This window comes from Nocardioides panacihumi (assembly GCF_039530925.1).
GTDB lineage: Bacteria > Actinomycetota > Actinomycetes > Propionibacteriales > Nocardioidaceae > Nocardioides > Nocardioides panacihumi.
Window position 1 is genome coordinate 213,746 of the sequence record NZ_BAAAPB010000004.1, and the last position, 13,268, is coordinate 227,013.

The window sequence follows — 13,268 nt, forward strand, 5'->3', positions numbered from 1 at the left end:
GACGCGGGTCTTGTTTCTGACAGTTGCATACGATAAAACTTGAGAGCCGGCCACGTCGGCGACAGGTCCCCGCAGCGACGCGGACCAGGACCGGATCGATGAGTGAGTAGGTCACGAGAGCAATGTCCGAGGAAGCGCGTATCCGCCCGGTGACCCGGCGAGAGCTGGCCACCCTGGCCAACGAGTTCGCGGCTGTCCGGGTCTCGCTGGACACGACCGGGAACGGCCCGCGACTGCTGGTCGAGGACCTCGAGACTGGCGACGACATCTTCTTGTCCCCCCTCGAGCTCGCCTGCCTGTGCCTGGCTACTCCCGAGGATCGGGTCCAATGGATGCGGGTCGGTGCCTACCGCGACGAGCGGCAACCCCTCCCGGACGAGGTCGACCCGCGGACCGAGTCGTGAGCAGCCCAGACGTCGCTCTCGTCGGGCTCGGCATGACGGTCATGTCCCTCACCCCGGGTCGGACTCCGCAGGAGCTCGCCCGGGAAGCGGTGGGCTTCGCCCTGGTCGATGCCGGACTGGAGCGTGGAGATGTGGACGGCCTCCTGGTCGGTACGTCCCAGGGCGTGCGCCCGGACCGGCTCAGCGTCACCTTCGCCTCGCAGGGCGGCTTCTCCGACCTACGCCTCCTCGAGCACATCGAGATCAAGGGCGCAACCACCATCGCGATGATCCAGCGTGCCGCACTCGCCATCCAGGCGGGCGCTGCTCGCACGGTCGTCTGCGTGTTCGCCGACGCGCCGCTGGTCGCCGGCAAGGGCGCCGGCTCGACGTACGCGCACAGCGGTGGTCACTCCGGTGTGCGCGGCCTGGAGCGCGCTTCCGGCGTGCTCGGGTCGGTGCCGACGTATGCCCTGCTCGCCCAGCGCTGGATGCACGTGACCGGCGCTGACGTCGACGACCTGTGTGCCATGACCACGACCACCCGGGCCTGGGCACTCGGCAACCCCGCCGCGGTCGTCCGCACCCCATTGGATGCCGACGGCTACCACGCCAGCCCGATGATCGCCGAGCCGCTGCGTCGGCTCGACTGCGCCCGGCCGGTCAATGGCGCGGTGGCTGTCGTCGTCAGCGGTGACAGCGCGGTGGGGCACCGAACCCGCATCGCCGTTCGGGGGGCTGGCCGGGAGCACCCGGTCCGTCACCGGCGGGCGGGGGCCGAGTCCTGGTTCGGTGGCGGCCGACGTGCAGTCGACGACGCGCTCGCCAACGCCGGCATGGCGCGCACCGACCTCGATGTCGCCGAGCTCTACGACCCCTTCTCGGTGGTCACGTTGATGCTCCTCGAGGAGTACGCCCTCACGGGCGGTCGTCCTGCTGGCGAGTTCGTGCGGGCGGGCGAGACCGGCCCGGCCGGCACGCTGCCGACCAACACGGGCGGCGGGCAGCTGTCGGGCTTCTACCTGCAGGGGATGACGCCCCTCGCGGAGGCGATCGTGCAACTGCGCGGCGACGGTGGCGAGCGTCAGGTCGCGGGCGCGACGACCGCGCTTGTCGGGGGCATCGGCGGCCGGCTCGACCACCACGCGGCCCTGGTGCTGGAGCGCGCGGCATGACCACGATGCTGACCTCCGACTGGCTGCTGGCCGACTCGCTCGCCCCCGACGTGAGCGACGACCTCCTCGCTCCGTTGTACGCCGCCGGCGCCCGCCACGAGCTGGTGCTGCCGTTCTGCGGTGACTGCTCCCTGCCCCTGGACCTCGACCAGCAGGTCTGCGACGGGTGCGGTGCTGCCGAGATCGCCTGGCGACCGGTCGAAAAGGCCGGCACGGTGCACTCGGTCACGGTCATGCACCGTCGCGAGCCGGACTTGGTGGTGGCGTCCGATCCCTATCCGATCCTCGACGTCGAGCTGGCCAGCGGCCACCGACTCATCATGACGACGCACGCTCGTTCGGAGTCCGTCCCCCGTGTCGGCGACCGGGTCACCGTCGCGTTCCGAGAGCTGGGCGGGGTGCCGATCCCGTCCGCGACCCCTGCCGCTCCTCGCCACACCGTTCCACTCACTACGGAGGCCCGTTCATGACCACCACGGAAACCGAGCCCACGACCGCGGCTCCCGCCGCAGAGCCGTTCGACGTCTCGGCGATCGTGAAGAACCACCGGGTCCACGGCTCGGTGTACACCTCGCCGGAGATCTTTCAGCGGGAGCTAGACACGATCTTCCGCACGGGGTGGGTGTACGTCGCCCACGAGAGCGAGGTCGCCGAGGAGGGTGACTACCTGACCCGCCGGATCGGGCGTGATCCCGTGGTTGTCGCCCACGGCAGGGACGGCGTGATCCGGGTGCTTCTCAACCGCTGCTCGCACCGCGCGAACCGGTTGTGCAACGCGGAGTCGGGCAACGCCACATCGTTCCGGTGCCCGTACCACGGCTGGACGTTCAGCAACGACGGTTCGCTGACCGCGGTGCCGATGCGCGACGGGTACGGCGAGGAGTTCCAGAAGGTCCGCGCCACCCTCGGCATGTCCGAGGCGCCGCGGGTCGACAGCTATGGCGGCTTCATCTTCGCCTCGCTCGCCGCCGAGGGCATCTCGCTCAAGGAGCACCTGGGCGGCGCGACGAAGGCGATCGACCGCGTCCTCGACCTCTCACCGACGGGCAAGATCGACCTGAACCACGGCTGGATGAAGCACCTCCATCACGCGAACTGGAAGATGGTCGTCGAGAACAACGTCGACGGGTACCACGCCTTGTTCACCCACGCGTCTGTCTACGACGCGATCCGACCGGCCAAGGTGTCGCACGTGCCGTCGAAGGTCGAGGTCGTGGTGCGCGACATCGGTGGCGGCCACTCCGAGATCGACTACTCGGCGGAGTACCGCAAGCTCGACGAGGAGTTCGTCTGGTACGGCCGCATCCCCCGGACCAAGCTGCCGGAGTACGTCGAGGCGCTGGAGGCGACTCACGGCGTCGAGAAGGCGCACGACGCTCTGGTGATCGGGCCCTCGCACACGCTGATCTGGCCGAACCTGTTCCTCGCGGAGATGAACGTCATGTACGTCGAGCCGATCGCGCCGGACGAGACGATCGCTTACACGGCGGCCGTGATCGTGCCCGGCCAGGACAAGTTGAACGAACGCACCATGCGCCGCTCCGAAGGTGCGATGGGGCCGGCCGGGTTCCTGATCGCCGACGACGGTGAGATCGGGATGCGCAACCAGGCCGGCCTGGCCGCTCGTGACCCCGAGTGGCTCGAGCTCTCGCGAGGTCTCGAGACCGACATCGAGGACGAGACCGGAATCGTCAACAGCGACAAGAGCGCCGAGACCCCGCAGCGCGGCTTCTACCGCCAGTGGGCCAGCGTGGTCGGACAGGAGGTCTCGGCATGACCATGATCGCCGCCCAGGACCAGCCCGCTGTGCCGCTGAACAAGCTGGCCGCCCCCGGACCGCTGCCGCCACCTGCCGCGGACGTCGCCTCGTTCCTCTACTTCGAGGCACGGCTCGCCGACGAGGCCCGCTACTCGGAGTGGGAGGCGCTCTGGGACGACGACGCCCTCTACTGGGTGCCCATGCACCCGGAGGACGACCCGAGGAAGAAGCTCTCGTACATCTACGACAACCGCAACCGGATCAAGAGCCGGGTCGCCCAGCTCAACACCGGCAACCGGCACTCGCAGACGCCTCCGTCGGTGATGCGGCGGTTGCTCAGCAACCTGGAGGTCCTCGAGGCCGACGCGGCGGACGGGACGGAGACCGTCGCTGCCAACTTCGCTCTGTTCGAGTACCGCTACGACCAGCGCGTCTGGGCCGGACGGGTGATCTACAAGGTCCGCCGTACGCCCGCCGGCCTGCGCCTCGTCAGCAAGACGGTCCACCTGATCAGTGCGGGCGGCCCCGTCAACACCCTGGCCTTCCTGATCTAGTCGGCGCCCCACCGCCGCCCCCCTCCAAATACGAATGAGGTAACTCCCGTGCTGATCGGCGACATCGCGACGAACAATGCGCGTCGGTGCCCGGCGAAGGCTGCCATCGTCGCGGACGGTCGCTCACTGGCCTGGTCCGAGATCGACGAGCGCGCTCGACGCCTGGCCAACCACCTGACGGCCGCTGGCCTGGCGAAGGGCGACCGGGTCCTGGTCATCGCTCGCAACTGCGTGCAGTGGCCGGAGGTCACGTTCGCGCTGGCGAAGGCGGGCCTTGTCGCCGTGCCCGTCAACATCCGCCTCGCCGCTGACGAGCTCGCCTACGTGCGCGACGACTCGGGCGCGCGAGCAGCCGTCATCCACTCCGATCAGGTCGAGCGGTTCGGGGCGGAGCTCAAGCCTCTCGACGCCGTACTTCAGATCGACGGCAGCGACGTTGGCGTCGACTACGAGACGGCACTCGCAGCGGCCTTGCCGGCCGACCCGACCCCGGCCAACCTGACGCCCGACGACATCCAGTTCATCCTCTACACGAGCGGCACGACAGGTCGCGCGAAGGGCGTCATCAACACTCACCGCGGCATGCTCGCCCAGGTCGTCGACACCACGATCGTGACCGAGGCGAACCGGTCGGACGTCTACCTCGCAACGACGCCGTTCTTCACGGCGGGCGGGATGGTGCGCACCCTGGCGTGGACCTATCTCGGTCAGACGATGGTGATCCACCACCGCTTCGACCCCCAGGCGGTGATCGACGAGATCGAGCGCAGCGGCATCACCTTCACCACCTTCATCCCGACCATGCTCCAGCGGACCTTGAAGATCCTGGAGGAGGGCCCAGCACGCGACATGTCCAGCCTGCGCCGGATCAGCTACGGGTCAGCCCCGGTCCCGCCCGGGCTCGCCCAGAAGGCGATGGACCTCCTCGGCTGCGACCTGCAGCAGCGATACGGGCTGACCGAATGCGGCGGTCAGGCAACCATCCTCACACCCCAGGACCACCGCGACATGGTGGCCGGCAAGAGCTCGGTCCTCACCTCCTGCGGGCAGGAGACGCCGATGTGCACGATCCGCATCGTCGACGAGAAGGGCGACGAGCTGCCGACCGGAGAGATCGGCGAGATCGTCATCGAGAGCGATGCGGTCGCGGCCGGCTACTGGAACCGACCCGACGCGACGGCAACGACGTTCCGGCCGGATGGCCTGTGGTCCGGAGACCTCGGCTTCCTCGACGAGGAGCGCTACCTCCACGTGACCGGTCGGAAGACCGACATGATCATCTCGGGGGGCTTCAATGTCTACCCCGCCGAGATCGAGCGCGTCATCGGCTCGCACCCGGGGGTCGACCTGGTCGCGGTCGTCGGCATCCCCGACCCGGAATGGGGCGAGACGCCCGTGGCGGTGGTGATCCCGCGCGGTCAGGTCGACCGCGACACCCTGCTGACGGAGCTTCAGGCGCTGTGCCGGGCGGACCTGGCCGGCTACAAACAGCCGCGGAGGTTCGAGTTCGCTACCGAGTTCCCGCTCGGGCCGGCCGGCAAGATCCTCAAGCGCGAGATCGCCGACCAGCTCCGAGCGGCGGCACAGTAGGTGACGAGCCGATGACCGTCACGGAGGGCGCCGTCCAGATCGACGCGACGGGCCTGCGAAGCGCGGACGTCTGGCAGCTCGCGGTCGATCGCGCACGGCTCACCCCGGACCGTGAGTTCGCCGTCGACGAGCGCGGACGACACATCACGTTCGCGGCGTTCCACGAGCTGTCCGCCGGGATCGCGGCGTCACTCGCGGCCCAGGGGGTGCGCCCCGGGACCGTCGTGTCGTGGCAGCTGCCGACGACGATCGAGGCGATGGCGCTCGCGGTCGCACTGTCGCGGATCGGTGCGATCCAGAACCCCATCATCCCGATGCTGCGGGCTGCCGAGGTCGAGTTCATCACCAGGCAGGTCGGTGCCGCCCTGCTCATCGTCCCGTCCGAGCATCGCGGGTTCGACCACGCCGCCATGGCTCACGAGGTGCAGTCCAGGGTCGACGGGCTCGAGATCCTCGTGACCGACGGGGAGTGGCGCCCCGGCGATCCGAGTGGGCTTGCGCCGCGGCACGCCACCTCAGCCGCCGACGTCGGCTGGATCTTCTACACCTCCGGCACGACGGCGGCTCCCAAGGGTGTGAAGCACGCCGACGCCGGGCTGATCGCGGCGGCACGAACCTTCGTAGTCAACGTGGAGGCGACTCCCGACGACAGCTGTGCGGCGTTCGTACCTGTCGCCCACGTCGGTGGGATCGCACACCTTCTCCACGCGCTGCTGATCGGGCACTCCCTGATCGTGAGCTCCGTGTTCGACCCAGAGCTGAACGCCGACCTCCTGATCGAGCACGACGTCACCCTCGTCGGCTCCGGGCTGCCGTTCACCAACGAATATCTGCGGATCTCCCAGGAGCGCGGGATCGCACCCCTCTTCCCGCATGCACGCGCCACGCTCGGCGGCGGCTCGGGCAGGCCGCGCTCCCTGAGCGCCCAGGCAGCCAGCCGACTCGGCGGCGTGGGAATCATCTCCGGCTACGGCATGACGGAGTGCCCGTACATCACGTGGGGCACGCCGCACGACACGGACGAGCAGCACGCCGCGTTCGAGGGGATTCCCGCCGGTGGTGGCGAGGTCCGCATCGTGGGCCCGGACGAACGCGTCCTCGGCGTCGGGGAGATCGGCGAGATCCGTGTTCGCGGTCCCCAGCTCTTCCACGGGTACGTCGACCCGGCACTCGACGCGGGAGCGCTCGATGCCGAGGGCTTCTTCCACACCGGCGACCTCGGCTACCTCGACGCCGACGGTCGACTCGCCGTCACCGGCCGGCTCAAGGACGTCATCATCCGCAAGATGGAGAACATCTCGGCCCAGGAGGTCGAGGCCGCCCTGATCGGTGACCCGACGATCGCGGACGTGGCCGTCATCGGCTTGCCCGACGCCGCTTCGGGGGAGCGTGTCTGCGCTGTCGTCGTACCGACCGACCCACAGGCGCCGCCTACTCTCGCCTCGATCCAGGCGTATCTGCGTGGCACGTCGCTCAACGTGCGCAAGTTCCCCGAGCAGGTCGAGGTGGTGTCGTCGCTCGCGCGCAACTCCCTCGGCAAGCTCGTCAAGGCCGACCTGCGGCAGCGTCTCGTCGCCGCGGCCCCCGATGCCCAGGACCATGGAGGCCCGATGACCGAGTCCGGATTCACGACGATCGAGTTCGAGGTCAGCGACCACGTCGCGACGATCACGCTCGATCGCCCCGAGCGGCTGAACAGCTTCAACGAGACGATGGCAGCCGAGATCGCGGAGGTCTGGCAACGGGTTCGCGACGACGACGACATCCACGTCGCGATCCTGCGCGCCAACGGCGAACGCGCATTCTCGACCGGCATCGACGTCGAGGAGGGTGCCTGGTGGAGCCATCTCGGCCGGTGGAACCAGGAAGACCCCGGGGTCGCACTCGGGCCGCGCCACCATCGCGTCTGGAAGCCTGTCGTCTGTGCCGTCCACGGGATGGCCGCCGGCGGAGCGATGTACTTCCTCAACCAGTCCGACATCGTGATCTGCTCGGACGACGCGACCTTCTTCGACCCCCACGCGAACGCGGGGATCGTGTCAGCCCTGGAGCCGATGGGCATGCTCGCCCGCGGCATCCCACTCGGAGAGGTTCTTCGGTGGGCACTGCTCGGCAGCGACGAGCGGATGACCGCCGACACGGCACTACGCGTCGGGATCGTCACCGAGGTCGTGCCGCGGTCCGAGCTCTGGTCCCGGGCCGCGGAGCTCGCCGCAGAGATCGCCTGCCGCCGGCCAGAGGCGATCCAAGGCACGGTCCGTGCCATCTGGGAGTCGCTCGAGGTGCCGCCCGGGACGGCGCTCCGCACCGGTCTGTCCTACACCCAGATCGGGAACGCCGGCAGTGGCCGCACCGACTCCCGCTCCAACAAGCGCACGCCGCGCTTCCGCTGATCCGCAGAACGTCTGTCGAGGAGAGAGCTGTGACGATCGAGACCGACGAGTGCCTGACCTTCCCGTTACTGATCGGGGGAGCGGAGCTCGCTGCGGGATCCGGCCGCACCTACGAGAGCGTCGACCCCTACACGGGGAAGGCGTGGGCCGTGGTGCCTGACGGCGACGCGTCCGACGTCGACCGCGCGGTCCAGGCCGCGCGGGACGCACTGAAGGGATCCTGGGGCCGGTTGACCGCGACGGAGCGCGGCAGGCTGCTCTACCGCCTGGCGGACGTGATCGAGCGAGAGGCGGACAACCTCGCCGACCTCGAGGTCCGGGACGGCGGCAAGCTGCTGCGAGAGATGTCCGGCCAGATGAAGGGCCTGCCGGACTACTACCGCTACTTCGCCGGCATGGCCGACAAGCTCGAGGGAACGGTGATCCCGACGGGCAAGTCGAACTACCTCGTCTACACCACGCACGAGCCCGTTGGTGTCGTGGGCGCGATCACTCCCTGGAACTCGCCGCTGCTCCTGCTCACCTGGAAGCTCGCCGCCGGCCTCGCCGCAGGTTGCACCTTCGTCGTCAAGCCGAGCGACTACACGCCTGTCTCGACCCTGGCCTTCGCGCGACTCTTCGAGGAGGTCGGGTTCCCCCCGGGCGTCATCAATGTCGTGACGGGTTGGGGTCCTGAGACGGGAGCGGCGTTGGCCTCGCACCCGGGGGTCGACAAGGTCGCCTTCACCGGCTCGACCGGCACCGGCATCAAGGTCGGGCACGCCGCGATCGAGAACCTGACGCGGTTCACTCTCGAGCTGGGTGGCAAGTCCGCCCAGGTGGTCTTCCCCGACGCGGACCTGGACGCGGCTGCGAACGGCATCATCGCCGGCATCTTCGCCGCTACGGGTCAGACCTGCCTGGCAGGCTCGCGGCTGCTGGTGCATGAGAGCGTCGCCGACGACCTCGTCGCGAAGGTCGTCCAGCGAGCGTCGACGATCGTCCTCGGCGACCCCCGTGACCCTGCAACGGAGATGGGCCCGGTCTCCAACGCACCGCAGTACGAGAAGGTCCTGTCCCACTTCGCTACGGCCCGCGAGGAAGGCGCCACGATCGCGTACGGTGCCGAGCCTGCGACGGAGCTCGGCGGCTATTTCGTCAAGCCGACCGTGCTGACCGACGTCACCCCTCAGATGCGTGCCGTGGCCGAGGAGATCTTCGGTCCGGTCCTGGTCGTCTCGACCTTCCACGACGAGGACGAGGCGATCGCGCAGGCCAACGGCACCGACTTCGGCCTCGCAGGCTCGGTCTGGACCAAGGATGTGCACCGCGCGCACCGGGTGGCCGGCCGGCTGCGTGCGGGCACCGTCTGGGTCAACGCGTACCGCGCCGTCGCCCCGAGCGTGCCCTTCGGCGGGATGGGCGCGAGCGGCGTCGGCCGCGAGAACGGCCTCGAGGCCGTCAAGGACTTCACCGAGACCAAGGCCGTCTGGGTCGAGCTGAGCGGCGAGACCCGCGACCCGTTCACCCTCGGCTGACACACCACCACCAGGAGAGCGCGAAACATGTCTGACAAGATCGAAGCAGTCATCGTCGCCGGTGCGCGCACCGCGATCGGCACCGCCTTCAAGGGCACCCTGCGCGACACCACCGCGCTCGAGCTGGCCGAGGTCGTGGTGCGCGAGGTCCAGCAGCGCTCGGGCCTCGACGCCGCCCTGGTCGACGACGTCATCCTCGCTGAGTCGAACTACGGCGGCGGCGACATCGCCCGGCACGCTGCGGTCGTCAACGGGATGCTCCAGGTCCCCGGCCAGGCGATCAACCGGCACTGCGCCGGGGGCCTGACAGCCATTGCCAACGCGGCCGCGCAGATCGTCGCTGGGGCCGAGCGCGCCATCATCGCCGGAGGCACCCAGTCGACCTCCACCTCTCCGATCCAGCGCTTCCGTACGCCGGGGACCGTCGACGAGTTCACCGAGCGATGGATGTCGCCGACCCACCCGGACACGCCGGAGGCGCCGAACATGGACATGTCCATCTCGGTCGGCTGGAACACCGCGAAGGAGGTCGGGCTGACCCGCGAGGAGATGGACGCGTGGGCACTGCGCTCGCACGAGCGCGCTGTCGCCGCGATCGATGCCGGCGCGTTCCTGGACGAGATCGTCCCGGTCCAAGCCCGCCAGGCAGACGGCACGACCGTGGTCTTCGAGGTCGACGAGCATCCTCGCCGCGGCACCACCCTGGAGAAGCTAGCGTCGCTCAAGCCACTACACCCCGAGATCGACGGGTTCTCGATCACGGCCGGCAACGCCAGCGGCATGAACGACGCAGCGGCGGCCGTCATGGTCGTCTCCAGCGAGCTCGCGTCCGAGCACGGTCTCCAACCCCTCGCGGTGGTCAAGGCGTGGGCATCCACGGCGACCGACCCCGCTCGGATGGGGCTGGCACCGCTCGACGTCATCCCGAAGGTCCTCGACCGGGCCGGCCTCGGCATCGGCGACATCGACCTCTGGGAGATCAACGAGGCGTTCGCATCGGTCCCGGTCGCCGCCTGCAAGAAGCTCGGCATCGACGAGGCCCTGGTCAACACTGCCGGCAGTGGCTGCAGCCTCGGCCACCCCGTCGCCGCCTCGGGTACACGGATGGTCATCACGCTGATCAACGAGCTCCGTCGCCGCGGCGGCGGCCGTGCGGTCGCGGCGATGTGTGCCGGCGGTGGCCAGGCAGGTGCCCTCGTCATCGAGGTTCCTGCCCCGTGACGGCGGCCGTGAATCCCGAGACCGTCGACCTGCCCGGCGCCGGCCTCCGCCTGGCGGCGGACCGCTGGGCGCCAGTCGCCGGAGAGGCCAAGGGGGTCGTCCTGCTCCTCCACGGTGGCGGCCAGACGCGTCACTCCTGGCGGCGTACCGGTGAGCGCCTCGCACGGGACGGCTGGGTCTCCTACGCCATGGACCTGCGCGGACACGGCGACAGTGACTGGGCGGCCGACGGCGCCTACGGGATGACGCCGATGATCGACGACCTGCGCAGCGTCGTCGCCGACCTGAGGAGGGTCGAGCGCGGTCCGCTCGTGCTGGTCGGTGCCTCCCTCGGCGGTAAGGTCGCGCTGATCGCGGTCGGTGAGGACGAGCGGTTCGCGGACTGCCTCGTGCTCGTCGACATCGCTGTCAGCGTCGAGCGGAACGGAGCTCGCCGGGTTCGGGACTTCATGCGGAGCGCTCCGAACGGCTTCGGCTCGCTCGAGGAGGCGGCGGAGGCGATCTCGGCGTACAACCCGCACCGGCGCCACTCCGGCAACGTCGACGGTCTGCGCAAGAACCTCCGGATGCGGGAAGGTCGCTGGCACTGGCACTGGGACCCCGCGACCCTGCGCATGGACGAGCGGGATCCCGACGGTGCCGAATCGCCGGTCAGCGAGGTCATCTACGCCCGCTCGCAGGTGGCTGCTCGCCAGATCACGTGCCCCGTCCTGCTCGTGCGCGGCGCGGAGTCGGACGTCGTGTCGGACGCCGGGGTGGAAGAGATGCGAGAGCTGATCCCGCACGCGGCCGTCGTCGACGTGCGCGACGCCGGCCACATGGTCGCCGGCGATGACAACGACATCTTCACCGCCAACCTCCTCGGCTACTTGGACGAGGAGCTCACCGCAACAAGGAGCCAATCATGACCGTCGACTTCGACGCTGCTGCCAAGGTCCTCGGTGGGCTTCGGCCCTACCCGGTCGCCGTGACGACAATCGACGGCGGTTTCGCCAACGGACTCATGTCTCTCTCGGCCGGTGCCGCCAGCATCATTCCGGAGGCACCGCGCGCGACGATCAGCCTGACCAAGTACAACTTGACTCACGACATGGTCGTGCGCTCCGGCGTCTTCGTCATGCACATGCTGAGCGCCGAGGACGAGCAGCTGGAGCAGTCGCTCGAGATCCTGATGACCCTCGGCGGAAGCTCAGGGCGTGACGGCGACAAGATCGGCAAGCTGCGGACGAAGACCGGCGTCACCGGAGCGCCGATCCTGCTCGACGCCCACAGCTACGTCGAAGCGCGAGTGACAGGCACTCTCGACGTCCAGGAGAGCTCGATCTTCGTCGGCGACGTCGTCGCCGCCGAGATCCTCAACCCCGGTCGTCGCCTGCAGATCAACGAGGCGTGGCCGAAGCTGCCCGCGGAGTGGGTCGAGCGCTACGAGGCCAACCACGTCCCGCAGCTCGAGAACGCGCGGTCCCGCAGGTTCGCCGAGCACGCCTGATGTCCACCCTGACCGAACCGGCGCTCACCGGTGCCTGGGAGCTGCCGGACGAGCTCGTCGCCCTTCGTGACACCGTGCGTCGCTTCATGCAGGCCGAGGTCCACCCGCTGGAGGCGACCCTGCCGCACGATGCGGCCGGGCTCCCGCGGGACCTGCTACTCCCGTTGCAGGCAAAGGCTCGCAACCTCGGGCTCTGGGCGCTCCAGACCCCCGAGGAGTACGGCGGCGCCGGGCTGAGCGTGCTCGGTCAGGCGGTCGTCCTCGAGGAGGCGTCGCGCTGTCGGATGGGAGCGTTCTTCCCGGCCCTCGGAGCGTTCGGCGGCAATCCGCCGGTCGTCCTCTACGGAGCGTCGAAGGAGCAGTGGGCCCGCTTCGGCCAGCCCGTCCTGGACGGCACAACGACCAAGCCCTACACCGCGATCAGCGAGCCGACCGGCGGCTCCGACCCGGCTCGGGCCATCCAGCTCAAGGCGGTCCGGGACGGTGACCACTTCGTGCTCAACGGCGCCAAGATGTGGACCAGCCATGCCGCCGACGCCGACTTCGGGATCGTCTACGCCCGCACCGGTGAGGGCCGCGACGGCATCTCGGCATTCATCGTGGAGAAGGACACCCCGGGTCTGACGATCAACCGCATCGACGTGATGGCGTCGTTCTCGCCCTACGAGCTGCACTTCGACGAGGCGCGGGTCCCCGTCGCGAACCTGATCGGCGAGGAGGGGCAGGGCTTCGGCCAGGCAAGCTCAACGTTGGTCACCGGCCGGATCCTCTACGCGGCCGGTCCGATCGGGATCGCTCAGAGGGCGCTGGAGATGGCGTGCAGCTGGGCGAAGGACAGGGAGGTCTTCGGTGGCAGGCTCGCCGACAAGCAGGGCATCCAGTGGATGCTCGTCGACAGCGAGGTCGAGCTGCGGGCCGCGCGCCTGCTGATGTATCAGGCAGCCTGGAACGCCGACCTCGGCAAGGACGTCCGTGTCGACGCCTCGGTCGCCAAGATGTACGGGACCGAGGCCGCCTTCCGCGTGGTCGACCGCTGCATCCAGATCCACGGAGCCCTCGGCCTCGCGGACGAGCTGCCTCTCGAGCGGTGGTTCCGCGACCTGCGCGTCAAGCGACTCGGCGAGGGTGCCACCGAGGTCCAGCGTGTCGTCATCGCCCGTGACCTGCTGAAGTGACTGACACGGAGC

12 protein-coding genes are annotated in these 13,268 nt (G+C 69.3%); all 12 read left to right on the forward strand.

All coding sequences use genetic code 11. The features are described 5' to 3' along the window. Positions 1-122 precede the first annotated feature (122 nt). From ABD205_RS17070 to ABD205_RS17125, 12 genes are read left to right on the forward strand one after another with little or no spacing between them, the layout of a single operon-like run. Complete coding sequence (locus ABD205_RS17070; RefSeq protein WP_344046839.1) at positions 123-404, forward strand: hypothetical protein; 282 nt, start codon at positions 123-125, stop codon at positions 402-404. Then, positions 401-1,558, forward strand: a complete 1,158-nt coding sequence (locus tag ABD205_RS17075; protein WP_344046841.1) for a thiolase family protein — start codon at positions 401-403, stop codon at positions 1,556-1,558. The genes ABD205_RS17070 and ABD205_RS17075 overlap by 4 nt, the downstream gene beginning before the upstream one ends. Further along, the gene (locus tag ABD205_RS17080; protein ID WP_344046843.1) at positions 1,555-2,028 is read left to right on the forward strand and encodes a Zn-ribbon domain-containing OB-fold protein; all 474 of its coding nucleotides are present in this window, start codon (positions 1,555-1,557) and stop codon (positions 2,026-2,028) included. Before ABD205_RS17075 ends, ABD205_RS17080 begins: the two co-directional genes overlap by 4 nt. After that, positions 2,025-3,335, forward strand: a complete 1,311-nt coding sequence (locus ABD205_RS17085; RefSeq protein ID WP_344046845.1) for an aromatic ring-hydroxylating oxygenase subunit alpha — start codon at positions 2,025-2,027, stop codon at positions 3,333-3,335. Before ABD205_RS17080 ends, ABD205_RS17085 begins: the two co-directional genes overlap by 4 nt. Then, positions 3,332-3,871, forward strand: a complete 540-nt coding sequence (locus ABD205_RS17090) for an aromatic-ring-hydroxylating dioxygenase subunit beta (protein WP_344046847.1) — start codon at positions 3,332-3,334, stop codon at positions 3,869-3,871. The genes ABD205_RS17085 and ABD205_RS17090 overlap by 4 nt, the downstream gene beginning before the upstream one ends. 48 nt (positions 3,872-3,919) lie before the next feature. After that, the gene (locus tag ABD205_RS17095; RefSeq protein WP_344046849.1) at positions 3,920-5,461 is read left to right on the forward strand and encodes a class I adenylate-forming enzyme family protein; all 1,542 of its coding nucleotides are present in this window, start codon (positions 3,920-3,922) and stop codon (positions 5,459-5,461) included. Between the two features lie 11 nt (positions 5,462-5,472). Continuing rightward, positions 5,473-7,854: an AMP-binding protein gene (locus ABD205_RS17100; RefSeq protein ID WP_344046851.1), complete on the forward strand. Its 2,382-nt coding sequence runs from the start codon at positions 5,473-5,475 to the stop codon at positions 7,852-7,854. A gap of 29 nt (positions 7,855-7,883) precedes the next feature. Then, the gene (locus tag ABD205_RS17105) at positions 7,884-9,371 is read left to right on the forward strand and encodes an aldehyde dehydrogenase (RefSeq protein ID WP_344046853.1); all 1,488 of its coding nucleotides are present in this window, start codon (positions 7,884-7,886) and stop codon (positions 9,369-9,371) included. 27 nt (positions 9,372-9,398) lie between these two features. Next, on the forward strand, positions 9,399-10,592 hold the full coding sequence (locus ABD205_RS17110) for a thiolase family protein (RefSeq protein ID WP_344046856.1): 1,194 nt from the start codon (positions 9,399-9,401) through the stop codon (positions 10,590-10,592). Next, positions 10,589-11,500 carry an alpha/beta fold hydrolase gene (locus ABD205_RS17115; protein ID WP_344046858.1) on the forward strand — a complete coding sequence of 304 codons (912 nt, stop codon included), beginning with the start codon at positions 10,589-10,591 and terminating at the stop codon, positions 11,498-11,500. Before ABD205_RS17110 ends, ABD205_RS17115 begins: the two co-directional genes overlap by 4 nt. Beyond that, the gene (locus ABD205_RS17120; protein ID WP_344046860.1) at positions 11,497-12,081 is read left to right on the forward strand and encodes a flavin reductase family protein; all 585 of its coding nucleotides are present in this window, start codon (positions 11,497-11,499) and stop codon (positions 12,079-12,081) included. Before ABD205_RS17115 ends, ABD205_RS17120 begins: the two co-directional genes overlap by 4 nt. Further along, positions 12,081-13,256: an acyl-CoA dehydrogenase family protein gene (locus ABD205_RS17125; RefSeq protein ID WP_344046862.1), complete on the forward strand. Its 1,176-nt coding sequence runs from the start codon at positions 12,081-12,083 to the stop codon at positions 13,254-13,256. Before ABD205_RS17120 ends, ABD205_RS17125 begins: the two co-directional genes overlap by 1 nt. The last annotated feature ends 12 nt before the right edge of the window (positions 13,257-13,268 follow it).